A 26,964-nucleotide genomic window follows, 5' to 3' on the forward strand; every position below is an offset into this window, starting at 1 on the left:
TTTATAATCGGGCAAATTTAATGATTTTAAATGGAAATCCATAACCGTAACCGAAAATTGCTTATCTTTGAACTCGGAACGGATTGATAGTTACACGCTATATGACAGAAAAAAAAACAGAGGCTCCCGTGCAGGAGCCGGCGCCGGCTCCTGAGGCCGTCGGTAAAATCTGGAAACTGCAGGGGAAATTTCCCGCACTGGCCGATTATCTGGTCTTTTTCGGCATTTTCCTGCTGGCGCAGGTCGTGGGCGCCGTAACGGCGCTGCTGGTGGGTTGCAAGTGGCCCGATCAGGCGCTGCTGGCGAGCGCCGACGAAACGGTGAGCACCGCCGAACAGGTGCTCGTAGGGCATTTCAACGCCGTATCCTATTTTGTCGCCATGACCCTTACGCTCGTGGGATTTCTCTTTTACCGCAGCCGGCGCCGGGGTCCGAAAATCATCGCGCATTTCTCCTCCCGCGGACTGAATCCCGTCCTGCTGCTCTGGGGCGTGGTTTTCATGCTCGCCACGTCGGTGGTGCTCGAACCGCTGCTGAGCCTGCTGCCCGAAGTGCCCAACGCCTACGGACGCGGCGCGTGGGCGATCGTTACGGTCGTGGTGATGGCGCCGCTGTTCGAAGAGGTGATTTTCCGCGGCGTGCTGCTCGAATCGACGCGCGCAAAATACGGCGTGATGGCCGCATGGCTGGTTTCATCGGCCGTATTCGGCATCGTGCACGTGCATCCGACCGTCGCGGTGAACGCCTTCGCCATCGGTCTGGTGCTCGGATTCGTCTACATGCGGACCGACTCGCTCTGGTCTACGATCATACTCCATGCCGTCAATAACGGAATCGCCTATCTGGCGCTGGTCACCGGGCACGGCAACGCCATGCTGATCGACTTGGTCGGCAGCAGGACGCTCTATGTGCTGATTTATATCGGTGCGCTGGCTGTCTTCGCCGTTTCGGGTTACATGATGCTCCTCGCGCTGCGGCGCCTGAAAGCCGAGGATAAAAATCGGGCGGCGGCGTAATAATCTGGGCCGGGGCTGCGTTAGTTACGAGTAAAAACTGTATCTTTGTCCTCCGGATTATGAATTTGCGAGCGAAAATAGCAGTCGTGGCGGCTTCGGTTTTTCTGGCGGGCTGCCGGGAGATGCCGGGCTATTTCGCCAGCGATACCACGCTGGCGCGCGCCGGCGGCAAGCAGCTGCAGCTGCGCGATGTGGAGTCGGTGGTTCCCAAGGGAGTCACGGGCGAAGACAGCGCGGCGTTCATGAAGGTATACGTGGACCGGTGGGTGCGCAAGCAGCTCAAGCTCAAGGAGGCCGAGACGCTGTTTTCGGCTTCGGGCGACGATATCGACAAGATGGTCGAGGAGTACCGTCAGGCGCTGCTGATCCGCAAGCTGAACCAGCTGTATGTGGACCGGAGCATCGACACGACGTTCACCGACGACGAGATTACGGCCTATTACAATGCGCACAAGGCCGATTTCCGGTTGGACCGTACATTGGTCAAGGGGCGGATCGTGCAGTTCGGCGAAGGCTATCGTCAGGCCCGGAAGCTGAAGGAGCTGATGGGGGCCAAATCCGCCGCCCAGCAGCAGGATTTCCGGGATATCTGCGAGAAAAACGACTTCACGGTGACCGATTTCCGGGAACAGTGGGTCGATTTTCCGGAGTTTCTGAGTTTCCTGCCGACCCTCAGGTCGCAGAATTACGATTCGGTGCTGTCGTCGAACGCCGTGCAGGCGATGCGAGACAGCCATTCGTACTATTATTTCCAGATCGACGCCGTGCGGCGCGAGGGCGAGCCTATTCCCCTCGAACGCCTGCGGAGTACGATCCGCCGCATCCTCTTCAACCAGCGGCAGGGCGAGATCATCCGCAGCCACGAGGAGGAGCTGTACAACCGCGCCGTGGAGAACGGGGAGGCGAAGATTTTTGAAAATACAAACGATAAAGTATAACGCAATGTTGAAAAAAGGTATAATGGCGGCGGCTCTCGCCGTGCTCGCTGCGGGGGCCTTCGCCCAGAAACAGCAGGTGATGCTCGACAAGGTGGTCGCCGTCGTGGGTTCTTCCTCGATTCTCTATTCCGAGGTGGCGGATCACGCGCGCCAGCTCACGGCGCAGCGCCGCGCGGAGGGGTACACCTCCGACCGCGATCCGATGAACGAGGCGCTCGAAGCGCTGATGACCCAGAAACTGCTCTTCAATCAGGCGCAGATCGACTCGGTGAAGATCAATGCCGGCGACATCGCTTCGCACGTCGAGGAGCAGGTGCAGAACATGATCGAGGCCGAGGGATCGATTCCCCGGCTCGAAGCCAAGCACCACATGGCCATTTTCAACATCCGCGAGAACATGCGTCAGCGCTACGAGGAGCAGTCCTACGCCAGCTCCATGCAGAACGAGGTCGTGAGCAAGGTCGCGGTCATTCCGGGCGAGGTCGAGCGTTTCTACAAGTCGATCGACAAGGACAGCCTGCCGACCATCGCCGAGCAGTATGTCTATGCGCAGATCACCCGTTTCCCCAAGTCGATCACGCAGGCCAAGCAGCGTACGCGCGAGCGTCTGCTGGACATGCGCGAACGCGTCATCACGGGCAAGGCCAAGTTCGAGAATCTGGCCCGCATGTATTCGCAGGACCCCGGAACGATGATGCGCGGCGGCGAGATGGACCCTGCGCCGCTCGCCAGTCTCGACTCTTCGTTCGCCGCGGCGCTCGAAAACATGAAGCCCGGACAGATTTCGGAGGTCGTCGAATCGCAGTTCGGATTCCACATCATTCAGATGCTCGACAAGCGGGGGAGTCTCTACCATTTCCGCCATATCCTGCTGCGTCCGGTCTATACGATCGACGAGCTTACGGAGGGCACGCATTTTTTGGACAGCATCGCCAATCTGATCCGCAAGGATTCGATCACCTTCGAGAAGGCCGCGCTGCTCTATTCCGACGATGCGACGTCGAAGATGAACGGCGGTATCGTTTCGAACCACGACATTCTGGAGCGTTTCAGCGCTTTCGACGCCAAGCTGACCGTGACGAAGTTCCTGCGCGAGGATTTCGCCCACTTCAACGCGCTCAACGATTACAACGCGCTGGTGCGGCTGAAGCCCGGCGAGGTGTCGGAAGCTTTCCTGACCGAGGACATCATGGGCAACCAGCTGGCCAAGGTCGTCAAGCTGGTAGAGATCATTCCGACGCACGTGGCGTCGCTCAACGAGGACTACCTCCGGCTGGAGGAGATGGCGCTCAACGCCAAGCAGGAAAAGGTCTTCAAGGACTGGCTGTCGAAGAAGATCGACGCCATGTATGTCTATATCGATCCCGAATTCCGCGACGGAGCGTTCGAGAACAAACATTGGGTGAAGTAAAACCGTGCGCAGGCTCCTTTCCATAGCGGTCGTCGCATTGGCCGCCGGCAGTGTGATTTTCGCCCGCGGCGGGATGCAGGCGCCTGAGGCGGAGCAGCCGGCCGAGAAGAAACTCATCGACCTCAAGTCGGACAACATGGGTCCCGTGGCTCCGGGCGATTCGGTGATTTTTCTGGTGGGCAACTTCGCCGCGCAGCACAACGGCGCCGTCATTACGTGTGACAGCGCCGTCCGCTATTCGGACATGCGCATCGAATTCTTCGGCAATGTCCTGATCAACAAGAATACGACCTATATTTACGGCGACCGGGCCGAGTATAACGGCGAGGTGAACGAAGCCCGCGTATTTTCGGATATCGTCAAGGTGGTCGACGAGGATGCCACGCTCTACACCTACGAGTTCCTTTTCAACACGAAGGAGAACGTCGGCGAATTCGGCGGGGGCGGCGTGCTTGTCAACCGCGACAGCCGGCTGGAGTCGGTGCGCGGTTACTACTACGCCAACAGCAAGGAGCTGGTCTGCGTCGACCGGGTCGAAATGCGCAACGACGAATACGAACTGAAAGGCGACTCGGTGGTCTACAACATGGCTACCGACAACGCCTTTTTCTTTAGAAATACCAATATCTGGAACAAGGAAGGCGACTATCTGTATGCCGACCGCGGCGCTTACCGCAAAGCCGACTCGCTTTACAAGGTGACCAGCAACGGGTACGTGCTGACCGACAAGCAGGAGATGTGGAGCGACAGCATCGATTTCTACCGGGCCGAAGACCATATAATTTTATGGCGCGACATTCAGATCGACGATACGGAGCACAAGGTGCTCGCCTTCGGCGATTACGGCGAATACTGGAAGGAACCGGGAAACGCGTTCCTCACGCGCCGCCCGTCGATCGTGAGCTACGACCTCTCGCAGGGCGATTCGCTTTTCATGCGCGCCGATTCGATGTTCCTGTTCACGATCAACGAAAACACCGAACGCCGGGCCGCGGAGGCTGCCGCCGCTGATTCGCTGGCCCGTTCGGCCGACTCGCTGGCGCTGTCGGGGCCCGATTCGCTGGCGCTGTCGGGGCCCTATTCGCTGGCGCATGCTGCCGGAGGAGTCGACGTTCCGGCCGATTCGCTGGGGCGTCCCCGTTCCGGCCGCAGGCCGCAGGGCGTAGATGCCGCCGATTCGTTGGCAACCGCCGGTTCCGCACCCGATTCATTGGCGGCCGGCGGAGACGCGGATTCGCCGCATGCCACGTCGTCGCCTCTCGACGCGCCGGACCGACCCGCTCCCGCCGATTCTCTGGGCGGAGCGGCGCCTGCCGATTCGCTGGCCAATGCTGCGGATACGCTGACCGTCGCCCAGCGCAAGGCGTTGCTGAAAGAGGCGGCGAAGAGAGCCAAGGCCGAGGAAAAGGCGGCCGCCGCCAAGGAGAAAAAGAAGAAGCTGGACGAGATAGCGGCCCGGCGCAAGGAGAAAATGACGGCCCGGCTGCTGGAGCAGAAGGAGCGCGAGGAAGCCCGGCTCACGGCGCGCCGCCTGAAGGCGGAATCGAAGCTCAAGGCCCGTCAGGCGCGTGCGACGCGCAAAGGACGGATGATTCAGATCGATTCGACGGCCCTGCGCGAACTTGATTCGCTGATCGTGCTCAACATGGCCGAGCAGGATTCGCTGCTGAACCTGCTGGTCGATTCGCTGCTGACCGACACGGCGGCGATGGCGGTTCCGGCCGATTCGATCGACTCGCTGGCTGCGCCCCGCGACAGCATATACCGTCTGCTGAAAGGGTTCCGGAACGTGAAGATCTACCGCTCGGATTTCCAGACCGTGTGCGATTCGATGACGGCGATCAGTACCGATTCGACGATCCACCTCTACATCGATCCCGTGTTGTGGAACGAGAACAACCAGATCACCTCCGACGTGATGGACATTTTTACCGAGAACCAGCAGCTCACGCGGGCCGAGTTCATCGGCAGTCCGATGATGGTCAGCCAGCTCGATACGACGCACTACAATCAGGTGGCGGGCAAGACCATGACGGCTTACTTCTTCAACAACCAGATTTACCGCAACGATGTGAACGGCAATGCCCAGACCATCTATTACATGCAGGACGGCGAACCCGTCGAGATCACGATGATGGGCGTCATCGAAAGCGGCGAAATATCGTTCTTTATCGAAGACAAGCAGGTGGTGCAGATCACCTACCGCGGCGATCCGGTCTATAATTTCTACCCGATGGACAAGATTCCGCCGACGCAGGATATCCGTCTCAAGGGATTCAAGTGGGAGGGGGCGCGGCGGCCTTCGCAGGCCGAGGTCTTCGACCGCCGGATACGTCCTTCGGAGCGCGAGCGGCGTTCGGAGATGAAACATCCCGATTTCCCCATCATGCAGCGCATCGACGAGCACAGGAAGCGTCTGATCGAACAGCGCCGCTGGACCGACCGCAACGATCAGGTCGATGCCGCGACAGTCGAGTGGATGCACTCCCTCGGCTACGAAGTGGGCCAGCCGCGCAAGACGGAGGCGCCCGCGGAATAGCGGCGCGGAGCCGGTTCGGTTCTGCCGGATCGTTCGGTTGGTTGCGGTTCTGCCCGATTGTTTGGCCCGATCGTTCAGCCGGGGCGTTTGACCGGCCCGCTTGACCCGATTGTTTGGCCGGGCCGACCGGGATGACCATAAAAACAACAGAATGCAAAGGTGAAAGGCGAATAACTTTTCACCTTTTGTGTTATTTTTGCAGCCGGTTACGGTTAATGTAGTTCCTCTATGAAAAAGAGTCTGATAGCCTTGGCGTTCGGAACGCTTGCGCTCGGAATGTCGGAGTTCGTGATGATGGGCATTCTGCCCGATATCGCCCGCAGTCTCGGCGTCTCGATTCCGGAGGCGGGGCACCTTATTTCCGCCTATGCGCTGGGCGTCTGCTTCGGCGCGCCGCTTATGGTGCTCGTCGCCCGGAAACGTCCGCTGAAACAGATACTGCTGGCGCTTACGGCGATGATCGCGGCGGGTAATCTCTGCGCTTCGCTGGCTCCCGATTACTGGTCGCTGCTGGGCTTGCGTTTCGTTTCGGGACTTCCCCACGGCGCATTCTTCGGTGTGGGGTCGATCGTCGCCGAGCGGGTCGCCGACGCCGGGAAGCGTACGGAAGCCGTGTCGATCATGATCGTCGGCATGACCGTCGCCAATCTGTTCGGCGTGCCGCTGGGAACCTATATCAGCAACGTCCTGACGTGGCGCGCCACGTTCGGAATCGTGGCCGTGTGGGGCGTTGTGGCGCTGCTGCTGGTGCGGTTGTGGGTGCCGCGCATGGAACCGCTGCCCGATACGGGGCTGAAAGGCCAGTTTCGTTTTCTGCGCAGTCTCGCGCCGTGGCTCGTGCTGTTGTCGGTGATGCTGGGCAACGGCGGCATTTTCTGCTGGTACAGTTACGTCAGCCCGCTGATGATTCACGCTTCGGGATTCACGGCGGACGACCTGACGCTGATCATTATGCTCGCCGGGTTCGGCATGTTCGCGGGCAATATCATCGGAGGCCATTTTTCCGATCGTTTTACGCCTGAGAAGGTCGTGCGTTTCACGCTGGCCACGGCCGCGGCGACGCTCCTCGCGATTTACTTCGGGGCGCACGTCCGTTACCTCTCCGTCGCCCTGATGGTGCTCTGCACGGGATGTCTGTTCTGTGTTTCGTCGCCCCAGCAGCTGCTTATTCTGGAGAATTCGCGCGGCGGCGAGATGCTGGGGGCGGCTTTGGTGCAGGTGGCATTCAATCTGGGCAATGCGCTGGGCGCCTACTGCGGCGGCCTGCCGATTGACCACGGGCTGGGGTATCGTTATACGGCTCTCGCGGGCATGGGATTCGTCCTGCTCGGTTTGCTGACCGTCGTGATTTATATACGTAAATATCCCCGCCATGAGATGCGATAACGGTTCGGAACTTTTTCCGGTGGTCGATCCCTCCGGCGTTGTCGTGGGATCGGCTACGCGCGGCGAATGCCACGGCGGGTCGATGCTGCTGCATCCGGTGGTGCACCTGCATCTGTTCAATTCCCGCGGCGAGCTCTACCTGCAAAAGCGGCCGGAGTGGAAAGACATTCAGCCCGGACGCTGGGACACGGCCGTGGGCGGCCATGTCGATTACGGCGAGACGGTGGATGAAGCCCTGCGGCGCGAGGTGCGCGAGGAGCTGGGGGTGACCGAGTTTACGCCCGAACGGGTAGCGGTCTACGTATTCCGCTCGGAGCGGGAGCGCGAACTGGTCTATGTCCATCGTGCGGTGTACGACGGGCCGGTTGCGCCGAGCGACGAACTGGACGGCGGGCGGTTCTGGAGCCGGGCCGAGGTGCTGGAAAACCTCGGCAAAGGGGTGTTCACTCCGAATTTCGAAGGCGAAGCGAAACTGATTTTTGAATAACCGCTTTATTTCGTATCTTTGTAAACGGGGAAGCGGCTGTAAGGCAGCGGCTTAATGTGGCGGGGCCGGTTCGTGCCGCGTTTTGCCCCGATTGTGCCGCATTCGTGTTGCATCCGCGCCGTATCCGGCCGCGCTGCCGGGGAGGGCCGATGTCGGCGGAACGTATGCCGGATAGGTGCGGCACCGCCGTATCGCACATCTTTTTTTGTAAAACGACGACCTCGGAATCATTTTTCACGAACGGGTCTGATAATTGATAGGAATGCCGTATGCAGACACTCCTGAAACATTGGGCCGACGCCCTGCTCGAATGGCTGGGACTCGCGTCCGCGCAGGACAGCGGCTGGGACCGCTGGGTGGCCTTTACGCTGGTACTGCTGGCGGTGGCGCTCTTCGACTTCGTGTGCCGCACGATCCTCGTGCGCGGCATGCGGCGCATCGTCAAGCGCACCAAAGCCACGTGGGACGACGATCTGTTCAACCCCGACGTGCTGAGCCGTTTGTGCAACGTCGTCAGCGCCGTCGTGCTGGGGATCGTTCTGCCGGTGGTTTTCGAAGAGCAGTCCGAAGCCCGGACGATCGTGACGCGGCTGGTCGAGGTCTATATCGTCGTGGCGGTATTCCGCTTTATCAATGCCGTGCTCTTTGCGGTTTTCCAAATCGCTTCGGCGCGTCCCGCATGGCAGAACAAGCCGATCAAGGGGCTCAGGCAGACCGGGCAGGGCATTGCAGCGCTGATCTGCGGCATACTGATCGTTTCGATCCTGATCGACAAGTCGCCCGCCAGTCTGTTGGCCGGTCTGGGAGCGTCGGCGGCGATCATCATGCTGATTTTCCGCGACAGCATTCTGGGATTCGTCTCCGGCATCCAGCTTTCGGCCAACGACATGCTCAAGGTGGGGGACTGGATTTCGGTTCCCAAATACGGGGCCGACGGCTCGGTGATCGAGGTGTCGCTCACGACGGTGAAAGTCCGCAATTTCGACAATACGATCGTTACGCTGCCGCCCTACCTGCTGGTGAGCGATTCGTTCCAGAACTGGCGCGGCATGCAGGCGTCGGGAGGCCGCCGCGTGAAGCGCTCGGTGAGTATCGACATGACCAGCGTGCGGTTCTGTACGCCTGAGATGCTGAATAAATACCGCAGTATCGACCTGATCCGCGAATATATCGACGATACCGAACGCCGCGTCGAGGAGTACAATGCCGCGCACGGCATCAAACCCGGCGAACGCAGGATCAACGGCCTGCATCAGACCAATCTCGGCGTCTTCCGGGCCTATCTCGAACGTTATCTGCGCAACGAAGTGCCCGTGAACGCTGGGATGACGCTGATGGTGCGTCAGCTGCAGCCTACCGAGACGGGACTTCCGATGGAACTCTACTTTTTTACCGATACGGTGATATGGGTGGATTACGAGCGGATACAGTCCGATGTTTTCGACCACGTGCTGGCCGTGATTCCCGAATTCGACCTGCGGGTATTCCAGAATCCGTCGGGCAGCGATATCGCGGCGCTGCGTTATCTGAAGCCGGAGCCGGGAATGGGGCGGAAAATGGAGCAGAGAAGGGGGCCGGACCGGGCGCCGGAACCGGAGCCGGAGCAAAAACCGGAACCGACGCCTACGCAGGAACCGACGCCGAAGCAAGAGCCGGAGTCGGGGCGGAAACCGGAGCCGACGCCGTAGCCGGTCCGGGCGCCGTAGCCGAACCCGGAGCAGGCCGCAGGGCCGCAATCTACAGGAAAATCATCAGCATCACCTGAATGATGACCACTCGCAAAAACATGCAGAGGGGATAGACCGTGGCGTAGGAGACCGACGGATTGTCGCCTTCGATCGTGTCGTTGGCGTAAGTCAGCGCCATCGGGTTGGCCATGCTGCCGCACAGCATGCCCGATACCGAACCGAAATCGATGCGTAGGACGCGCAGCGCGAAGACGCCCAGCAATACGACGGGAACGAACGTCAGCAGGAATCCCAGCAGGAGCCACAACGCCCCTTCGGGGCGCATGACCGTTTCGAAGAAGTGCGCGCCGGCTTCCAGCCCCAGACAGGCGAGATACATCGACAGCCCCAATGCGCGCAGCATCAGGTTGGCGCTGTAGGTGGTGTAGGTAATCATATGCAGACGCGGACCGAACGTGCCGATCAGGATGCCGATGACGATCGGGCCGCCCGCCAGACCCAGCTTTACGGGTAGGCTGATGCCCGGAATGCTGACGGGGATGCTCCCCAGCACCAGTCCCAGAATCAGCCCGACGAAGACCGCCACGAGGTTGGGTTCGTCGAGGTTCTTGACGGCGTTGCCGAGAATCTTCTCGACGTTCTGGATCGCCGCGGCTTCGCCGACGACCGTCAGGCGGTCGCCCATCTGGAGCCGCAGATCGGGCGTTGCGAGTAGCTGCACGCCCGAACGGTAGACGCGGCTGATATTGATGCCGTAGTTGTTGCGCAGGCGCAGCGAGGAGAGTTTCCTGCCGTTGATTTCGGGCCGCGTGACCAGAATGCGCTGGGAGATCAGCTGGCTGTCCACGGCGTTCCAGTCTATGTTTTCCGCGTTCCAGTCCTTCAGTTCCTGCTCGCCGAAGATCAGCCGCAGGCCGTCGGCTTCCGAAGGGGCGGTGATGACGAGGATGATGTCGTCCTTCTGCAGCGTCTTGTCCGAGGTGGGGATCGACACCCGCCCGTTGCGCCAGATGCGCGAAATGACGAAGTGGTGGTGGCTTTGCGAGGCGATCTCGTGGACGCTTTTGCCGAAGATGGCGGGGTTGGTCAGGTGGTAGCTGGCGATGAAGACGTTCTTGCGGTGCTCGGCGTCCGGTTCGGGCATGTCCGAAGGCCGGACGAAGACCTTGCGGATGAAGACGATGGCCAGAATGACTCCTACGACGCCCAGCGGATAGGTCACGGCGCAGCTCAGGGCGGCGCCGTTGGGGTCGATGCCCATTTGCTGCAGCGTCTGCTGCGCGGCGCCGAGCGCCGGGGTGTTGGTCGTGGCTCCGCAGAGGATGCCGGCCGCGTCGGGCATGGAGACGTTCAGCGTGAAGCTCATGCCTATGGCGAGCGCGGTGCCGATCAGCACTACGGCGACCGCCGGCGACAACAGGCGCAGTCCGTCGGCGCGCAGCGAGTTGAAGAAACCGGGGCCGACCTGCAGACCGAGGGCGTAGACGAAGACGACGAGTCCGAAACTTTCGGCATAGGTCAGCATCTGCGGGTCGATCGTGAGTCCGAAATGCCCGGCCAGAATGCCGGCGAAGAAGATGAACGCCACGCCCAGCGATATGCCGAAAAAGCGGATTTTACCGAGTCCGATGCCGATCGTCGAGATGAGCGAGATCACCACGACGGCCTGCAGCGCCGAATGTTCGACGAATAAACTTTTTAGCCACTCCATCTTTACCGTTTGTAATTCAGCTGCAAAAGTAGGGCAAATTTTTCAGATAGCCATTTCTTTGCCGAACGTTTTGTTGGCTGAAAGAGACTGTGTGCAACATTTTCGTCCACTCGTGTGAATCATTTCAGCCGTAAGTTATGGCAAAAACGCTCGCGGGGTGTACAGCTTCGGAATATTTTCATATCTTTGTTTCATCCTGCTTCGCACAGGGGACGAAGAGGGTATTAGTGACGCAAAAGGGCTTCTGCGCCGGGTAGGAGCCTGAAAGCCTCTCCCGGCAGCTGTCGGAATACTTGAGGGATTGGTATTCCGGACAGCAATAGGGCGGTCGAATTTCGACCGCCCTAATTTGTTTATTCGGTGCGAGCTTGTTTACGGCTGTTTGTCATAGTTCGAGCGGCCGGCCGCGGTAGAAGTCGAGGATTTTCGACCGGAATACGAATTCGTATTTCGCCTGCACGAGTTCCGACTCGGCCTTTTCCATACGTGTTTTGGCGTCGTTGAAGTCGAAGACCGTCGAACGGCCTGCGTCGGCCTTCTGCTGTTCGTAGGCGAAGGCCACCCGTGCCGAGGTGAGGGCGGCGTCCGCCGAACGGTATTTCCCGTAGGCGGCGTCGGCGTTGTACCACGCCTGCTCGATCTCCTTGCGCAGCGATTGCTCGGCGTCGGTCACGGCCAGCTGTTGTTTGCGCATGGCTATCCGGGCCGAGAGGATGCTGTTGTGCGTGGCGCGGCGGTTGAAGATCGGAACGCTCATCGACACGCCGACGAACTCGCTGCTGTTCTTGCGGAACTGGGTGCCGAAGGCGGCCTCCTGCGTGCTGTAGATGCCCGTGCCGTAGCCTCCGCGCAGCGAAAGCGAGGGGTAGAGCGCGGATTTGGCGATCCGGACGGCATTTTCGGCGCTTTCGAGCCGCAGGCGTTCCGCCTTGATGTGGGGGCGGTTTTCCGTCGCATAGGCATAGACGTCGTCGGCCGTGCCGAGCATGTGCAGCGATGCGAGCGCCACGCTGTCGAATTGCGGCGCCACGATGTCGAATCCCGCCGCGCTCTCGCGGTTGAGGGCCTGACTCAGGTTGAGCAACGCCAGCCGCAGGTCGTTGCGGGCCTGCGTCAGATTCAGTTCGTCGTTGGCCTGCAGGGCTTCGCTTTCGTAGCGTGCCGATTCGGGCTGTTTGCCCGCGGCGACCAGCTCGCGGCTGCGGACGGCCTGCTGGGTGCTCAGTTCGAGCTGGCGTTCGGCGATCTGGGTCAGCTCCTTGTTGTAGAGAACCTGCAGGTACAGCGTCATGACGTTGATTGACAGGTCTTCGCGTGCGCGTTCCAAATCCTGCATGGCGGCGGCGAGGTCGAGCTTGCCGCCCTTGATTTCGCGGTTGATGCGGAATCCGTCGAAGAGGGGCATGCTGGCCCCGACGTCGAACGAGCCGCTCTGGATGGTTCCCGTCTTGCGGATGTTGTCGTCGGAGGTGCCGCGCCCGAAGGTGGCGTTGTAGCCCACCGATGCGCTCAGGTCGGGCAGCCGGCTGTATTTGGAGGTAGACAGTTTCACGTCGGTCTGCTCCACCTGCAGGGCCTGCTGCTGTACGCCGACGTTGTTGTGCAGGGCATACCCGATGCAGTCGTCGAGCGACCACGGCGTGCCGGGCGCCGGCGTTGCGGCCTGCGGCGCGGCCTGTACCGTCTGAGCCGCGGCGGCAGCCGTACAGAGCGTCATGGCAGCCGCGCTGAGGGCGGCGAATAGGGTGCTGGTTTTCATGCTGCGATGCATTTGTGGTTATTTCTTCTTCTCTTCCCGTGCGCCGCGGACTTTGCTCTCGGCGGTCACGCCCTCGGTCAGTTCGATGTTGATACCGTCCGACAGCCCGATCTTGACCTCGTGCTTGTCGAAGGTCTGCTCCTCGGCTCCGTCGGCGCTGGTGAGCAGGTAGACGTAGGTTTTGTCGCCCTCGAATTCGACGGTGCTTTCCGGCAGGGTCAGCACCCCTTCGCGGCTCTGGATCACGATGCTGGCGTTGGCGCTGTATCCGGCGCGCACGAAGACGTTTTCGGGAATCTTCACGGCCGCCTTCACTTCGAACATGATGACGCCGTTGTCCTCGGTCGCTTTGGGCGAAACGTACTCCAGCAGGGCGTCCAGCTCGACGTTCTGCAGGGCACCGATGGTCAGCTTGACGGGCATCGTCTCGTGGAGCTTGCCCACGTCGGTCTCGTCGACGTTGCCCCGGAAGAGCATGTTCGACATGTCGGCAACCGTGGCGATGGTCGTGCCGTCGTTGAAGGTGTTGGACTGGATCACCGAGTTTCCGACCTTGACCGGGACGTCGAGGATCATGCCGTCGATCGTCGAACGGATCTGGGTGTTGCTCAGCTCCTTGTAACGGCTGGTGATGCCGTTCTTGACGATCTCCATGTTCTCCTTGGCGTTCTGCAGCTCCTCCTGCGCTTTCCGAAGCGCGGTGCGGCCCTGCTCGTACTCCTCGTCCGACACCACGCCCTTCTTGTGCAGGGCTTCCGTGCGGTCGAATTCGCGGCGGGTCTGGTCCAGCGATATTTCGGCCACCGAGACGCGCGATTCGGCGCTCGACAGCTGACCCATTTCGGGGACGACCTTCACCGTGGCGATCACCTCGCCCTTGCGGACCATCTGCCCGGCCTCCTTGTAGACGTCGGAGACGATGCCCGAAATCTGGGGCTTGATGAGCACCTCGTCGCGCGGCTCGACCTTGCCCGTGGCGACCACGTACTGTTTGAGCGTGTCGAGTTTGGGCTGCACGATCGTGTAGACGACCTTTACGGGGCGGGTCTTCTGCCACAGGAACCAGAACGTTCCGAGAAGCAGCGCCGCAAAGAGCACTCCCAGAAAGATTTTCAGAAATTTTTTCATAGCCGTAATCTGTTTGTTTAATCGTTTATTCTTCGCGTATTGCATCCACCGCCTTGATGCTCAAGGCCCGGTATGCGGGGATGACGCCCGCCAGCAGGCTGCCTGCGATCAGGATGAAGAGGGCCAGCATGCCCGTCCCGAAGGAGATCTGCCACGACACTTCGAATCCTTCCTGCGCCACGGTGACCGCCTGATAGTAGACCGAATCCACGACCGACAGCACGCCGACGGCGGCCGTGAGCCCCAGTATTCCGGCGATGAAGGTGAGGATGAAGCTCTCGGAAAGTATCTGCGAGATGATGGCCGTAGGCGGGGCGCCCAGCGCGCGGCGGATGCCGATCTCCTGCGTGCGCTCCTTCACGAGCACCAGCATGATGTTGCTCACGCCGACGATACCTGCCAGCAGCGTGCCCAGTCCCACGATCCACGTCAGCAGGCCGATGCCCCAGAACAGGCTCATCACCTTGTCGAACATCTCTCCGGCGGACATGGTCCAAGCGGCCTTTTCGTCGTCCGGCGAGATCATGTGCCGGGCGAAGACGGCTTCGCGGGCCGCTTTCTCGACCTGTTTGCTCGGAACGTCCTTGTAGCCGGCCAGCGCCAGCAGGTGTATCGTGCGGCCGTAGCCGAACATCTGCTGCGCCAGCGAGATCGGGACGACAACCGTGCGTTCGACGTCGCTGAACGACATGGCCGACGATTCGCGGCGCATGACGCCGATGATGGTGAAGTAGCTTCCTCCGACCTTGATGACTTTGCCCGTCGGGTCGGGTTCGCCCGGAAAGAGGTCTTTCTGCACCTGCGTGCCGATGACGCAGACCTTGCGCTTGTGCACCATGTCTACCTCGTTGATGTAACGGCCTGCGATGATCTTCTGCGGGTTGATCTTCTGGTAGTCGGGCGTGTATCCCATCATCTGATAGTCGCCCTTGCGCTCTTTGTAGCTGCAGTGGAGTTCGTTGCCCCAGATGACGCCTGAGGTGTACTCCACCTCTTCGAGTTTGCTGACGGCTTCCAGATCGTCGTTGTCCATTCTCCACCAGCGTCCCGTGGGCATGCCCTTGTAGGGGACCGAGGTGCGGCTGCTTTGCAGCAGCACCGTGTTGGTGGACATGCCGCCCAGCTGGGCGCGGAAAAGGCGTCCCAGCCCCATGCCGGCTCCCAGCAGTACGATGAGCATGAAGATACCCCAGAATACGCCCAGCGCCGTCATGATGCTGCGCTTGCGGTTCCGGCTGATTGTCTGCCAGATTTCGTTCCAGCGGTCCGTATCGAAAAATCTCATGGCTCCTTATTTATTATAACGCAGGGCGTCGATCGTTTTCAGTTGTGCGGCCCGGTAGGCGGGGACGTATCCTGCGATCAGGCCCGCAATGACCAGTACGACCGTGGCGCTGACGGCCACGCCCAGATCGAGCGTCGGATTGAGGAAGATGCTGCCGCCGAAGTTTCCGGTCTGGGCCGGCGTCTGGTTGATGACATAGTTGACCGCCTCCATGACGGCAACGCCCAGCACCATGCCGATATAGCCGAACATGGCCGTTATCATCACCGATTCGGTCAGGATCAGGCGGATGATCGACACGGGTTTGGCGCCCAGCGCCTTGCGGATGCCGAATTCGGAGGTGCGCTCCGTGACGGTCACCAGCATGATGTTGCTCACGCCGACGATGCCCGCCAGCAGGGTGCCCAGACCGATGATCCATACGAAGAGGTTGATGCCGCCGAAGACGATCATCATGCTCTTGTACTGCTCCATCGTGTTGCGTATCCACAGGGCGCTCTGGTCTTCGGGATCGTAGTGGTGTTCGGCGGCCAGCCGTTTGCGGATGCGCTGTTCGAACGCCTCCATCTGCGCGTCGGTGTCGAGTCCGTGTACGGTGATGATCGCGTTGTCCACGACCGGATCGTTGGCCTTGAAGATCAGCTGGCCGGTCGTCAGCGGGATGTAGCCCATCGAATTGCGCTGCTGGGCGTCGCCTCTGTAGACGCCGGCCACGCGGTAGATGTTGTTGTGGATTTTGACCGGCTTGCCCAGCGGGTCGTCGCCGCGGAAGAGTATTCTTTCGAGCGCCTCGTCGATGACGATCACCTTGCGGTAGTTGTGGATGTCGGCCTGATTGATGAAACGTCCCTTGACGATCTCGACGCCTTCGATCTGCTGGATCTTGGGCAGCGAGCCGCGCAGGCTGATGTCGGCGAAGCGGTCGAGGTAGGTGGCCGTGGAGCCGCGGTACCACGCTTTGGCGGCGACGTCGTCCACTTCGGGGAATTCATTGACCAGAATTTCGAGGTCCCGGTTTTTCAGGTCGATGCTGCGCCATTTGTTGTAGCCGGCGTAGGCCTTCGAGGTCCAGCCGCCGGAGATGGTGATCGAGTTGGTGGCGTAGTTGCCGAAATTCGACAGCACGCCGTTCTTGAGTCCGTTGCCCGATCCCAGCAGGATGACGAGCATGAAGATGCCCCACGCGACTGAAAATCCCGTGAGGAACGTGCGCAGTTTGTTGCGGCGCACCGAAGTCCATATCTCCAGCAGCAGCTCTCTCATCGCGTTGCCAGTCCGGTTTCGGTGATACTGCTGATGACGCCGTCCGTCAGGCGGATGATTTTGTCCGTTTGGTCGGCGATCGACTGTTCGTGGGTGACGCAGATGATGGTCATGCCCATGTCGACGTTCACGCTGCGCAGCAGGTTCATCACCTCCTGCGAGGTGACGCTGTCCAGTGCGCCCGTGGGTTCGTCGGCGAGGATGATCTGCGGTTTGTTGATCAGCGCCCGCGCGATGGCCACGCGCTGTTTCTGACCGCCCGACATCTCGTTGGGCATGTGTTCGGCCCACTCCTTCAGGCCCAGCATGTCGAGGTATTCGAGGGCGAGGGCGTTGCGCTTGCGGCGGGAGACGCCCTGATAGTAGAGCGGCAGGGCGACGTTTTCGACGGCGTTCTTGTAGTTGATCAGGTTGAAGGACTGGAAAATATAGCCGATCATGTTGTTGCGGGCCGCGGCGGCCTGCGTCTCGCTGAGATCCTTGATCAGGCGGCCGGCCAGATAGTAGCTGCCGCTGTCATAGTCGTCGAGGATGCCGAGGATGTTGAGCAGCGTCGATTTGCCCGATCCGGATGCGCCCATGATGGAGACCAGTTCGCCCTTTTCCACCGTGAGGTCGATACCCTTGAGCACATGCAGGGGTGACCCGTTGTCGTAGGTCTTGTTGATGTTTTCCAGCTTTATCATATTCTGTCTGCCGTTGTAAAGCGGTTTTGTAAGGTTGCGTAGTTACGATCTGTAAGCCGAGGGAAACGGCGTCGGGAACAAAGGTATTAAAATATTCTTGAAAAACAATTTATTTTTATCGAAAATCAATAAAAAATTACTAAACACCAATAAGCCGTCGGTTGATAAGCGCAAATATAGGTAAAATATTTATACTTTGTGCGACATAGTACTGTAAAAATAAAATTAATCTTTGGGACCTATGTTTATAAGCCGTCCGTTTTCGCTGTAATGCAGGTATTTCCGTGCGGAACGCATGGGGGATTTGGCGAAACGGTCTTTGCCGAGCCGGACGGAATCGAATCTCCTGCCCGTAAAAATTGTTGAAATGGTTAAAAAAACGCTTGAAAATGCACAAAAAATATTCATTTTAGTTATATTTGTTGCGTTAGGTCAATCATATGAGGAAACTTCTGCTACTGTTATTCACGCTAATTCCGGCCGTAGTTTGGGCGCAGCGTTACGATCTATCGGGGCGGGTGCTGGTCAAGGGCACCGACAAACCGATCGCTCAGGCTGTCGTCGAGCTGCCGCAGGCCGGACTGTGGGCCGTGGCCGACGGCGACGGCAATTTTACCGTGAAGGGCGTGCCCAAAGGCGCGACCCGTTTCGTGGTGTCGTGTCTGGGATATGCGACCACGGAAACCGAACTCGACGTCCGCGCCGGCATGGGGCGTATCTTGCTCTATGCGCCTGAGGACAATCTGAAACTGGAAAGCGTCGTCGTCACGGCCAAGGAGGCGCCCAATGCCATGGCCACCTCGCGGACGATCGGCGGCAACGCCATCGACCACCTGCAAATGGTGAACGCTTCGGATATTTCGTCGCTGCTGCCGGGCGGCAAGACGATAAATCCCGATCTGACCAAAGACAATGTCTTTTCGCTGCGCAGCGGCGGTTCCGCGGCCGGAAACGCCTCGTTCGGCACGGCCGTCGAGGTGGACGGCGTGCGCATCTCGACCAACGCTTCGCTGGGCGAAATGTCGGGCGCGAGCACCCGCAACATCGCTTCGACGAATATCGAGTCGGTCGAGGTGGTGACGGGCGTGCCTTCGGCCGAGTACGGCGATATCTCGTCGGGCGTGGTGAAGATTTCGACCCGCAAGGGCAAGACGCCCTATACGCTGGTGCTCTCGACCAATCCCCGCACCAAACAAATCTCCGCCTCGAAGGGTTTCGATCTGGGTACCGACCGCGGCGTGCTGAACAGCAGCGTGGAGTACACGCGGGCCATGAAGAACCCCACGTCGCCCTACAGTTCCTATTCGCGCACGGGCATTGCGCTCAATTACCAGAACACCTTCGCCAAGGTTCTGCGTTTCAATTTCGGCGTGACGGCCAACATCGGCGGCATGAATACCGAAGACGACCCCGACGCGCAGGTGGGCGAGTGGGAGAAGGTGCGCGACAACGCCCTGCGGGCCAATACGTCGCTCAAATGGCTGCTCAACAAACCGTGGATCACGTGCGTCGATTTCGATGCTTCGCTCAGCTATGCCGACAAGCTCGCACGCAGGCACACCTACCAGTCGTCGGCCACGGAGACCCCGGCCGTCCATGCCGAAAGCGAGGGCTATTATATCGCCGAAATGCTTCCGGCGACTTTCTATACGACGCGCAATATCGACTCCAAGCAGCTCGACTATGCGGCGAATCTGAAGGCCACTTGGGTCCGCAGCTGGGGCGACGTGCATAGCAATGCCAAGATCGGCGCGTCGTGGCGCGCCAACGGCAACGTCGGGGAGGGAGAGTATTATGCGGCCCCCCCCCTTGCACCCGACGGGTACCGCCCCCGCCCCTATACCGATATTCCCTACATGCACAACCTCGCGGCCTACCTCGAAGAGACGCTGACCGTGCCGCTGGGAACGACCTCGCTGCAGCTGATGGCGGGTGTGCGCGCCGAAAAGACCTTTATCAAGAATACGCAGTATGAAAATACGTCGAGTCTTTCGCCGCGCCTGAACCTGAAGTTCCGCATCAACGACCATGTGACCGTCCGCGGCGGCTGGGGTATCACCGAGAAACTGCCGTCCTTCAACGTCCTCTATCCGCTGCCCGAATACCGCGATACGCGGGTGTTCAGCAACACCTACAGCCCGAACCGGAGCGTGTACGTCTATCACACGCAGCCTTACCAGATACTCTACAACGACAACCTCCGCTGGCAGCGCAACCGCAACGCCGAGGTCGGCGTCGATCTGCGTATCGGCGGCACTTCGGTTTCGCTGGTCGGCTATTTCAACCGTACCAAATACCCCTATGAACTGAGCGCCGCCTACGAGCCGTTCTCCTACAAGGTGATGGGGCTGCCCTCGAAGATGCCCGACGGCTCCTCGTTCCAGATGCCGTCGAATCCGCTCTTCAGGGTGGACAGCCAGACGGGTGAGATCTTCGTCCGCGACAAGGACGACCCCTCGGCCGGATGGATCGCCATGGAGACGACTTCCACCAAGCGCACCTTCGTCAAGAATACCTACCAAGACAATGGCTCGCCCGTGGACCGCATGGGTCTGGAGTTCGTCGTTGATTTCCCGCAGATCAATCCTATCCGCACGCAGCTGCGGCTGGACGGCGCCTACGGCTATACCAAATACGTCAATAAAGGCGAGGCGTCCTATTATCCTTCGACCACGACGGGCGGCGAATTCTTCCCCTACGTGGGAATTTACGCCGACAACGGGGGCAGCTCCGTCGTGACCTACAACGGCCGCAAGACCCATGCGCTGGATGCGAACCTCACGGCCACGACCCATGTGCCCGCGATCCGCATGATCGTCACCCTCCGGCTCGAAGCTTCGCTGGTGAAGCGTTCGCAGAACCTTTCGGAGTACGACGGCCGCGAATACGCCTTCAACGTGGACGAGGACCGCAATCCCACGGGCGGCAGCATATACGACGGCAACAGCTATACGGCGATCTGGCCTGTGGCCTACCTCGACCTCGACGGCAACCGCCATCCCTTCACCGACGCCCAGAAAAACGATCCGGCCTTCTCCTCCCTGCTGCTTCGTTCGGGCAATGCCTACTCGTTCAACGGCGACGGGTACGATCCCTATTTTTCGGCCAACCTGAGCATCACCAAGGAGATCGGGGATCATGTATCCATCTCGTTTTATGCCAATAACTTCACCAATTCCCGGCCTTTCGTCGCGTCGTACGCTTCGGGAGTCAAGGTCGTCTTTACGCCCGATTTCTATTACGGCCTGACGGTGCGTCTTAAATTCTGAAAACGATGAAAAAGCTATTTTGCATATTATCCTGTCTGCTGGCCGCCGGCTGCACGTCGTTCGAAGGCAATCCCTACGGCGATACGCTGCGGTCGCTCAGCGTGCAGGTCGTCTACCCCGAAGAGTACGCCTCCTTCCTGCGGGAGGGCGTTCCGGTGAAACTCACCGACCGCAATTCGAGCAACGTCTACACCGCGCTGACCGATGCGCGCGGCGTGGCGGCCTTCGACGTGGCCGCCGGGCATTACCGGCTTTCGGTGCTCGACCGCCCCGATGCGTCGTCGGTCTTCAACGGCGCCGTCGAACAGGTGGACCTCGCCGGCGCGGACCGGAATGTGAGCGTAGAGTTGAAATACGCCAAGCCGGGCACGATCCTCATCAAGGAGATCTATTCGGGCGGCTGTCCGCAGGACCCGCCTGCGACCGGTTCGTATGCCGACGACAAGTATATTGTCCTGCACAACAACAGTTTCGACACCTACTACCTCGACGGCCTTTGTCTGGGTATGGTCGCGCCCTACAACTCGAACGCCAACAATCCGTGGACGAGTACGGACCCTTCGGGCAACATCGTTTTTCGCGACTACGCCGCCATGCCGGACTGTATCTGGATGTTCCCCGGCACGGGCACGGATTTCCCGTTGGAGCCGGGCGAAGAGGCCGTCGTGGCCTATTACGGCGTGGATCACACGCAGACCTACTCCCAGTCGGTGAATCTCAACCGGAAAGGCTACTTCGTGCTTTACGACATGGTGCATTATCCCGGCAACCGGCTGCACCCCACGCCTACTCCGGGCGATCAGATCGACGAGTCGCACTATATGAAAGTGCTGAAAAAAACCGGAACGAATACGGCCGTGGTCTATGTGATATCGCAGAATTCGCCTGCCGTGATCCTTTTCCGGGCGCCCGGCGATTTCGATCTGGACGCCTATCTGGCCAACGATCTCGAATCGGCGATCGCCAGCGGCAGCGTCGTCTATTCGAAAATTCCGTGGGAGTGGATCGTAGACGGCGTCGAGGTCTGCAACCTGTCGGAAGCGACCAGAAACAAGCGTCTGCATACCGATGTGGACGCCGGATACGTCGGATTCTCGGCCAAGGCGCAGGGACACAGCCTCTACCGCAGGCTGGACGAAGAGGCCACTGCGAGCGCCGGATTCGACCGATATGTGGATACCAACAATTCGTCGAACGATTTTTACGAGCGTGAGACACAATCTTTGCGTGAATAGCCTATGAGACGGATTTTAACACTGCTGATGATAATTGCCGTCTCAGGCGCCGCGGCACAGGAGCGTTTCGATTATGTTTTTCGCCGCAATCCGTGGAACGGCGGCCCGAACGCCGCGGGCATCCGGCAGGACAGCCTGAGCCGCTCCTATGCCGAAATCTATTTCACCAAGGAGACCGGCGGGATGACCGGCCATTCGTCGTCGGACGACAGCTGGAACGCCGGCGCGCGGACCGAGTCGGTGCGCCATCTGAAAAAGGTCTCTTTCGCGGGCGGCTTCGGATACGACTATTTCGACGGCCGCAACATGTGCGGTTCGATGTTCTCCCAACCGGGCTATTATCCCGTGGATATTCTCGAATTTACGCCGGGCCGCAAAATCCGCGAGGACTACTCCTTCATGGGCGGCGTTTCGGCCGTGCTGGGGAGACGCTGGACGGGCGGCCTGCGCGTGGAGTTCGAAGCGCAGAACTATGCCAAGCGCAAGGACCTGCGTCACAAGAACACGCGGCTTGACTTCGAATTCTCGCCCGGCGTGATGTACCATGCGGGCCGTTTCGCCGCGGGCGCGGTCTATATCGTGGGCACGAACAGCGAAAAACTCGAAGCCGAGGAGATCGGCTCCACGCCCGAATCGTATCAGGCTTTCTTCGATCGCGGTCTGGGTTACGGCTCGCTGCAGCTCTGGGAGAGCAGCGACATGCACCTCACGACCAGCGGCGTCACGGGATTTCCCGTCCGGGAGAATACGCAGGGCGCGGGCGTGCAGCTGCAATACGGACCGGTCTATGCCGCTGCCGCATATCGCAACCGGCAGGGCGAGACGGGCGAGCGCGGCATGATCTGGCATGAGTTCGGGACGCATCAGGTGACGGCGAACGCCGCCCTTTCGCTCGGAAACCTGCAGCGCAGGCACTTCGTGCGGCTGCACCTCGACTGGAGGTCGCTCCAGACCGACGAGAACATCATCACGACGGAGACCGTCAACGGTGTGACGAAGCCCTACATTCACGGCTCGACGCCCATCTTCGGGCGCAAGGGGCTCGATCTGGGGGGCGAGTACGAATTTGCGAACCGTCATACGGACCTGCGCGCCGGCGTGGCCTATTCGCAGCTCAACCGCGAATCGACGCTGATGTATCCCTATGTCAAGGGGCAGAAGCTGCACTTCACGAAAGTCTATGCCGAGCTGATCCGCGCCTTCGGGTTCTGGGAAGTGACCCTCGCCGCCGACTACCGTCAGGGCGGCTTCGAGGAGTGCGAAAAACAGTTCGAGACCTCCGGCGAGCAGCCGGGCGAGTATCCCGGACAACTGACCGGATATTACAATTATGAAACCGAATACCTGACGGCCAAACGGCTGGGGGCCGGACTGGGCGTGCGGCGCAACATCGAGCGGTTCTACGTCGAACTGTACGCGCGCTACGAACACGGGTTCGATCTGCAATACGTCGCGCAGCCCAACCGGGTGCGGGCGACGGTGAGTGTGGGATATAATTTTTAACTTAAACGGATAGAGCTATGAAAAAGATTTTGATGATTGCGGCAGCCGCGGCAGTGTGCTTTGCCGCCTGCTCGAAGAACGAAGGCGGGGTTCCGGGCGACCGGACGCTGCGTATCACTCCGACGATCGGCAATCCTTCGCTGACGCCGGCAGCCATGACCGCCTCTACGCGCGCCACGGATACCGATTTCGAACTGGGCGACAAGGTCGGCCTGAAGGTTACGATGACCGCCGACGGCAAGGATTTCGTGTCGAACAAGCCGATGACTTTCGACGGCACCGATTTCAAGACCGAGGGATTCCTTTGGTATGAGGACATCAATGCGACCTCGACGCTCTTCGCCTATTATCCTTGGCAGGAGGGCGGGGATATTCCCGCGGAATTCTCGGTCAAGGCCGATCAGAGCGGCGACAACTACACGGCTTCGGACCTGATCGTGGCCGTGAAGGCGGGCGTCAAGCCGACGCTGTCGTCCACGCAGATGACTTTCAAGCACAAGATGTCGCGCATCGTTATCGACGTGACGAACGAATCGGGTTTCGATATTACGAATATCGTCATCAAGGGCGCCGTGGGTACGGGCGTACTCGATCCAGCGACGGGCAACTTTACGGCCAAAGCGGACGCGGAGGCTTCCGACCTGATCGCCAATACGGCGACTGCGAACAAAGTCTACTATGCGCTTCTGGTGCCGCAGAACGGTGTCAAACTGATGGTTACCGTCACCACGGCCGACGGCAAGAAACGCACGCAGACGCTCGGTACGGCCGACTTCAAGTCGGGTGAGAACCGCCGCATGGAGTGCAACGTGCAGCCGGCCGACATCGAGGTGAAGTTCAGCGGTCCGATTACGGGCTGGGTGGACGGCGACGACCTGCTGCCGGACGGCGAAGGCGAGGTCGAGACCCCGACCGTCGAATGGGGCGGCGTGAAGTACGAGATCGTGACCCTGAAGGACGGCCGTACGTGGATGGCCGAAAACCTGCGGTATGTGCCTGCCGGCAAAACCATATCGAGCGACCCGAAGGACGGCAGCGGCGTATGGTATCCGTGCAATCTGTCTAAAGCGGCCGATCCGTCGCTCGTCGAAAGCAACGGTCTGCTGTACAGCTATCCGGTGATGCTGGGGATGACCGGCGACATGACGGGTGACAATTTCGACCAGTATGAAGGGGCACGGGGTATTTGCCCCGAAGGATGGCATATCCCGACGATGGCCGAATGGCTGAAACTGGCGGGTGTCGGCAGCGGCAACCTCACCGATCCGACGTCGCCCTATTTCGAGCAGACGCAGAGCGGCGGTTCGATCGTTAAGCTCAATAAAGACGGGTTTAATATCGCAGGCTGCGGTTATGTCAATGCGGCGAATGTCACGGCGACTCCGGCCTATATGGCGACAGCCTCGGCTGCCGACGCCTCGGCGTTCGGCATGGGGTATTTCCCCAGTTCGACCGGCTATAAGGTTACCTACAATACGGCCGACGACCCGGCCAGCGGCATTAAGAACATTCAGTATTATGCCGGCATGATCACCTACAACAAGAGGTTCAACCGTATAACGGTCGCATACCAAGGCGGTTACTGCGCCGCTCCCGTCCGTTGTATCAAGGACTAGTAATAACCCGCTCCGCACACACAAACACAATACTTAACGATACATGAAACGCAAACCCAATTACCTGAAGCACATCCTGCAGTGGGGCGTACTGGCCGCCATTGCAGGCACGGTGCTCTGGGCCAACTTCAGCGAAAAACCCGTCGATGTCGAGGCTTACTGTCCCTTCGGCGGTCTGCAGGCTTTCGGAACCTATCTGGTGAACAACTCGCTGGCCTGCTCGATGTCTATGCTCCAGATCATGATGGGCCTCGTGCTCGCCGTGGGAGTGATCCTGTTCAGCAAACTTTTCTGCGGCTACCTCTGTCCGCTGGGCACCGTCGGCGAATGGATGGGCCGCGCCGGAAAGAAACTGCATCTGCAGGTCGAGGTTCCGTCGGGCAGCATCGTAGACAAACTGCTGCGCGTGGTGAAATACGTGCTGCTCTTCACGATCCTCTATTTTACGCTTTCGTCGAGCGAGCTGTTCTGCAAGAAACTCGATCCGTTCTATGCCGTGGCTACGGGATTCAAGGGCGAGATCGTGCTCTGGATGTCGCTCACGAGCCTTACGCTGTTGCTGCTGGGCGGCTTCGTGGTGAAGATGTTCTGGTGCAAGTATATCTGCCCGCTGGGGGCGGCCAGCAACATTTTCAAATTCACGCTGCTGTTCGTCATCGCGGCCCTCGGCGGCTGGATTCTCGGCATGCTGGGCGTTGCGAACGCATGGGTCTGGACCATCGGCGGCGCATGTCTGGCCGCATATGTCGTCGAGATCGTCAAGATGCGCAGCTGCGTCTTCCCGCTGATGTACATCGAGCGTGACATCCGCACCTGCAACAACTGCGGTCTCTGCGAGAAAAAGTGCCCCTATCAGCTGCCGATCCACGACTACGTGAAGGTGAAGCACGTCGATTGCACGCTTTGCGGCAACTGTATCGGCTCCTGTACGAAGGACGCCCTGCAGGTCAACGGCCGCCGTTCGCTGCGCTGGGTGCCGGGACTGCTGGCCGTCGTGCTTTTCTTCATCGCCGTGTGGATGGGTTCCACGACGGAGCTGCCCACGATCGACGAGAAATGGGGCGATTACGAGCAGGTCGAGAATCTGCAGACCTTCGAGATGGAGGGATTGCAGACGATCAAGTGCTTCGGCTCTTCGAAGGCCTTCTCGGCCAAGATGCAGACCGTGCCGGGCGTTTACGGCGTGAAGACGTTCGTCCGCCGTCACGGCGTCGAGGTGCTGTTCGACCCCGCCAAGACCGACACGCTGAAGATTCAGGCCGCGATTTTCGCTCCGACGCTGCGTAAATACGCCATGCCGGGCGAGAACGTGCCGATGCTCGACGTGGTGAAACTCGGCGTCGAGGGACTCCACGACCGGATGGATATGATCTACTTCGGCATGGTGCTGCAGAAGATCGAGGGCGTATACGGCTTCACCTCCGAATTCGCCTGCCCCGTGGATGTGACGGTCTACGCCGATCCCGCCGCCGGCATTACCGAAAAGATGTTCGAGGAGGCGATTGACGCCGAAGAGCTGGTGATTCCGGCCAAGGAGGGCGAAAAGGTGATTCCGATGCACACCGTACTCAAGAGCTATGCGGTCGCCGGACAGGTTTCGCGCGAGGAGTTCGCCCAGATCATGTTCCGCGACGTGGAGAAGCAGGCGGGCAGGTTCATTGCCAACATCGAGAAGTGGGGCGACGACGAACAGTTCCCGAAGGCTGTCTACGAGATGGCGTTCCCCGGTATCGAGAAGATGCCGATCCGCAATGCGTTCCCCTATTTCAAGAGCTTCCTTTCGTGCTCCGAGGGCATTGTCTCCGTAGATTTCGTGCTGCGCGACCTGACGCCCGTCATGCGTATTCACTATGTGAAGTCGATGTGGAACGACGAGAAGCTCTGGAAGGAGATTTTCCAAGCCGAGAAGTGGATGCTCCGCATGGCCGACGGGACCTTCAAGGAGGCGGATCCGCGGCTGAAGTTCACCAATCCGGGCAAGACCGTAACCGAATAAAATGACCGGGAGGGGATCGGCTGACGGTTTCCTCCCGTTTTATGAAGA

Annotated in this window: 18 protein-coding genes; 12 read left to right on the plus strand and 6 right to left on the minus strand. The window is 59.8% G+C overall.

Features of this window, described 5'->3' with window-relative positions:
- Nucleotides 1-101 precede the first annotated feature (101 nt).
- The 7 genes from HMPREF9720_RS08185 (at nucleotide 102) to HMPREF9720_RS08215 (ending at nucleotide 9,465) form a co-directional block, all read left to right on the plus strand.
- Nucleotides 102-1,016: a CPBP family intramembrane glutamic endopeptidase gene (locus tag HMPREF9720_RS08185; protein ID WP_081488068.1), complete on the plus strand. Its 915-nt coding sequence runs from the start codon at nucleotides 102-104 to the stop codon at nucleotides 1,014-1,016.
- 59 nt (nucleotides 1,017-1,075) lie between these two features.
- Nucleotides 1,076-1,954, plus strand: a complete 879-nt coding sequence (locus HMPREF9720_RS08190) for a hypothetical protein (RefSeq protein ID WP_014774658.1) — start codon at nucleotides 1,076-1,078, stop codon at nucleotides 1,952-1,954.
- A gap of 4 nt (nucleotides 1,955-1,958) precedes the next feature.
- Nucleotides 1,959-3,365 carry a peptidylprolyl isomerase gene (locus tag HMPREF9720_RS08195; protein WP_009597835.1) on the plus strand — a complete coding sequence of 469 codons (1,407 nt, stop codon included), beginning with the start codon at nucleotides 1,959-1,961 and terminating at the stop codon, nucleotides 3,363-3,365.
- A gap of 4 nt (nucleotides 3,366-3,369) precedes the next feature.
- Entirely contained in the window at nucleotides 3,370-5,904 is a 2,535-nt protein-coding gene (locus HMPREF9720_RS08200; RefSeq protein WP_009597834.1) for an OstA-like protein, read from the plus strand.
- Between the two features lie 228 nt (nucleotides 5,905-6,132).
- Entirely contained in the window at nucleotides 6,133-7,290 is a 1,158-nt protein-coding gene (araJ, locus tag HMPREF9720_RS08205) for an MFS transporter AraJ (RefSeq protein ID WP_009597892.1), read from the plus strand.
- Nucleotides 7,277-7,777 carry an NUDIX hydrolase gene (locus HMPREF9720_RS08210; protein WP_009597837.1) on the plus strand — a complete coding sequence of 167 codons (501 nt, stop codon included), beginning with the start codon at nucleotides 7,277-7,279 and terminating at the stop codon, nucleotides 7,775-7,777. The genes araJ and HMPREF9720_RS08210 overlap by 14 nt, the downstream gene beginning before the upstream one ends.
- Before the next feature lie 269 nt (nucleotides 7,778-8,046).
- The gene (locus HMPREF9720_RS08215) at nucleotides 8,047-9,465 is read left to right on the plus strand and encodes a mechanosensitive ion channel domain-containing protein (RefSeq protein WP_009597868.1); all 1,419 of its coding nucleotides are present in this window, start codon (nucleotides 8,047-8,049) and stop codon (nucleotides 9,463-9,465) included.
- Between the two features lie 49 nt (nucleotides 9,466-9,514).
- On the opposite strand, the gene HMPREF9720_RS08220 is transcribed toward HMPREF9720_RS08215, so the two are convergent.
- The 6 genes from HMPREF9720_RS08220 to HMPREF9720_RS08245 form a co-directional block, all read right to left on the minus strand.
- A complete protein-coding gene (locus tag HMPREF9720_RS08220) occupies nucleotides 9,515-11,176 on the minus strand; it encodes a putative transporter (RefSeq protein WP_009597735.1) in 1,662 nt (553 codons plus the stop codon).
- A 385-nt stretch (nucleotides 11,177-11,561) separates the two neighbouring features.
- Complete coding sequence (locus tag HMPREF9720_RS08225; protein ID WP_009597809.1) at nucleotides 11,562-12,947, minus strand: TolC family protein; 1,386 nt, start codon at nucleotides 12,945-12,947, stop codon at nucleotides 11,562-11,564.
- A 6-nt stretch (nucleotides 12,948-12,953) separates the two neighbouring features.
- The gene (locus tag HMPREF9720_RS08230) at nucleotides 12,954-14,063 is read right to left on the minus strand and encodes an efflux RND transporter periplasmic adaptor subunit (protein WP_014774652.1); all 1,110 of its coding nucleotides are present in this window, start codon (nucleotides 14,061-14,063) and stop codon (nucleotides 12,954-12,956) included.
- 25 nt (nucleotides 14,064-14,088) lie between these two features.
- Nucleotides 14,089-15,348 carry an ABC transporter permease gene (locus HMPREF9720_RS08235; RefSeq protein ID WP_009597828.1) on the minus strand — a complete coding sequence of 420 codons (1,260 nt, stop codon included), beginning with the start codon at nucleotides 15,346-15,348 and terminating at the stop codon, nucleotides 14,089-14,091.
- Nucleotides 15,349-15,354: 6 nt separating this feature from the next.
- Nucleotides 15,355-16,611, minus strand: a complete 1,257-nt coding sequence (locus tag HMPREF9720_RS08240; RefSeq protein WP_009597886.1) for an ABC transporter permease — start codon at nucleotides 16,609-16,611, stop codon at nucleotides 15,355-15,357.
- Entirely contained in the window at nucleotides 16,608-17,297 is a 690-nt protein-coding gene (locus HMPREF9720_RS08245; RefSeq protein WP_009597793.1) for an ABC transporter ATP-binding protein, read from the minus strand. Before HMPREF9720_RS08245 ends, HMPREF9720_RS08240 begins: the two co-directional genes overlap by 4 nt.
- Before the next feature lie 440 nt (nucleotides 17,298-17,737).
- Here HMPREF9720_RS08245 and HMPREF9720_RS08250 point away from each other — a divergent pair, with 440 nt between their 5' ends.
- From HMPREF9720_RS08250 to HMPREF9720_RS08270, 5 genes are read left to right on the plus strand one after another with little or no spacing between them, the layout of a single operon-like run.
- A complete protein-coding gene (locus HMPREF9720_RS08250; RefSeq protein ID WP_009597766.1) occupies nucleotides 17,738-20,566 on the plus strand; it encodes a TonB-dependent receptor in 2,829 nt (942 codons plus the stop codon).
- Between the two features lie 5 nt (nucleotides 20,567-20,571).
- The gene (locus HMPREF9720_RS08255) at nucleotides 20,572-21,801 is read left to right on the plus strand and encodes a DUF4876 domain-containing protein (RefSeq protein WP_009597840.1); all 1,230 of its coding nucleotides are present in this window, start codon (nucleotides 20,572-20,574) and stop codon (nucleotides 21,799-21,801) included.
- A gap of 3 nt (nucleotides 21,802-21,804) precedes the next feature.
- Nucleotides 21,805-23,304, plus strand: coding sequence for a DUF6850 family outer membrane beta-barrel protein (locus HMPREF9720_RS08260; protein WP_009597890.1), 1,500 nt, complete (start codon nucleotides 21,805-21,807; stop codon nucleotides 23,302-23,304).
- A 17-nt stretch (nucleotides 23,305-23,321) separates the two neighbouring features.
- Nucleotides 23,322-24,920, plus strand: a complete 1,599-nt coding sequence (locus HMPREF9720_RS08265; protein WP_254654375.1) for a fimbrillin family protein — start codon at nucleotides 23,322-23,324, stop codon at nucleotides 24,918-24,920.
- Between the two features lie 43 nt (nucleotides 24,921-24,963).
- Complete coding sequence (locus HMPREF9720_RS08270; RefSeq protein WP_009597763.1) at nucleotides 24,964-26,916, plus strand: 4Fe-4S binding protein; 1,953 nt, start codon at nucleotides 24,964-24,966, stop codon at nucleotides 26,914-26,916.
- The last annotated feature ends 48 nt before the right edge of the window (nucleotides 26,917-26,964 follow it).

This window comes from Alistipes sp. HGB5 (assembly GCF_000183485.2).
GTDB classification, from domain to species: domain Bacteria; phylum Bacteroidota; class Bacteroidia; order Bacteroidales; family Rikenellaceae; genus Alistipes; species Alistipes finegoldii.

Coding starts and splice junctions, on each gene's coding strand:
- HMPREF9720_RS08185 (WP_081488068.1), top strand. CDS start 102: ATGACAGAAAAAAAAACAGAGGCTCCCGTGCAGGAGCCGGCGCCGGCT.
- HMPREF9720_RS08190 (WP_014774658.1), top strand. CDS start 1,076: ATGAATTTGCGAGCGAAAATAGCAGTCGTGGCGGCTTCGGTTTTTCTG.
- HMPREF9720_RS08195 (WP_009597835.1), top strand. CDS start 1,959: ATGTTGAAAAAAGGTATAATGGCGGCGGCTCTCGCCGTGCTCGCTGCG.
- araJ (WP_009597892.1), top strand. CDS start 6,133: ATGAAAAAGAGTCTGATAGCCTTGGCGTTCGGAACGCTTGCGCTCGGA.
- HMPREF9720_RS08210 (WP_009597837.1), top strand. CDS start 7,277: ATGAGATGCGATAACGGTTCGGAACTTTTTCCGGTGGTCGATCCCTCC.
- HMPREF9720_RS08215 (WP_009597868.1), top strand. CDS start 8,047: ATGCAGACACTCCTGAAACATTGGGCCGACGCCCTGCTCGAATGGCTG.
- HMPREF9720_RS08220 (WP_009597735.1), bottom strand. CDS start 11,176: ATGGAGTGGCTAAAAAGTTTATTCGTCGAACATTCGGCGCTGCAGGCC.
- HMPREF9720_RS08225 (WP_009597809.1), bottom strand. CDS start 12,947: ATGCATCGCAGCATGAAAACCAGCACCCTATTCGCCGCCCTCAGCGCG.
- HMPREF9720_RS08230 (WP_014774652.1), bottom strand. CDS start 14,063: ATGAAAAAATTTCTGAAAATCTTTCTGGGAGTGCTCTTTGCGGCGCTG.
- HMPREF9720_RS08235 (WP_009597828.1), bottom strand. CDS start 15,348: ATGAGATTTTTCGATACGGACCGCTGGAACGAAATCTGGCAGACAATC.
- HMPREF9720_RS08240 (WP_009597886.1), bottom strand. CDS start 16,611: ATGAGAGAGCTGCTGCTGGAGATATGGACTTCGGTGCGCCGCAACAAA.
- HMPREF9720_RS08245 (WP_009597793.1), bottom strand. CDS start 17,297: ATGATAAAGCTGGAAAACATCAACAAGACCTACGACAACGGGTCACCC.
- HMPREF9720_RS08250 (WP_009597766.1), top strand. CDS start 17,738: ATGAGGAAACTTCTGCTACTGTTATTCACGCTAATTCCGGCCGTAGTT.
- HMPREF9720_RS08255 (WP_009597840.1), top strand. CDS start 20,572: ATGAAAAAGCTATTTTGCATATTATCCTGTCTGCTGGCCGCCGGCTGC.
- HMPREF9720_RS08260 (WP_009597890.1), top strand. CDS start 21,805: ATGAGACGGATTTTAACACTGCTGATGATAATTGCCGTCTCAGGCGCC.
- HMPREF9720_RS08265 (WP_254654375.1), top strand. CDS start 23,322: ATGAAAAAGATTTTGATGATTGCGGCAGCCGCGGCAGTGTGCTTTGCC.
- HMPREF9720_RS08270 (WP_009597763.1), top strand. CDS start 24,964: ATGAAACGCAAACCCAATTACCTGAAGCACATCCTGCAGTGGGGCGTA.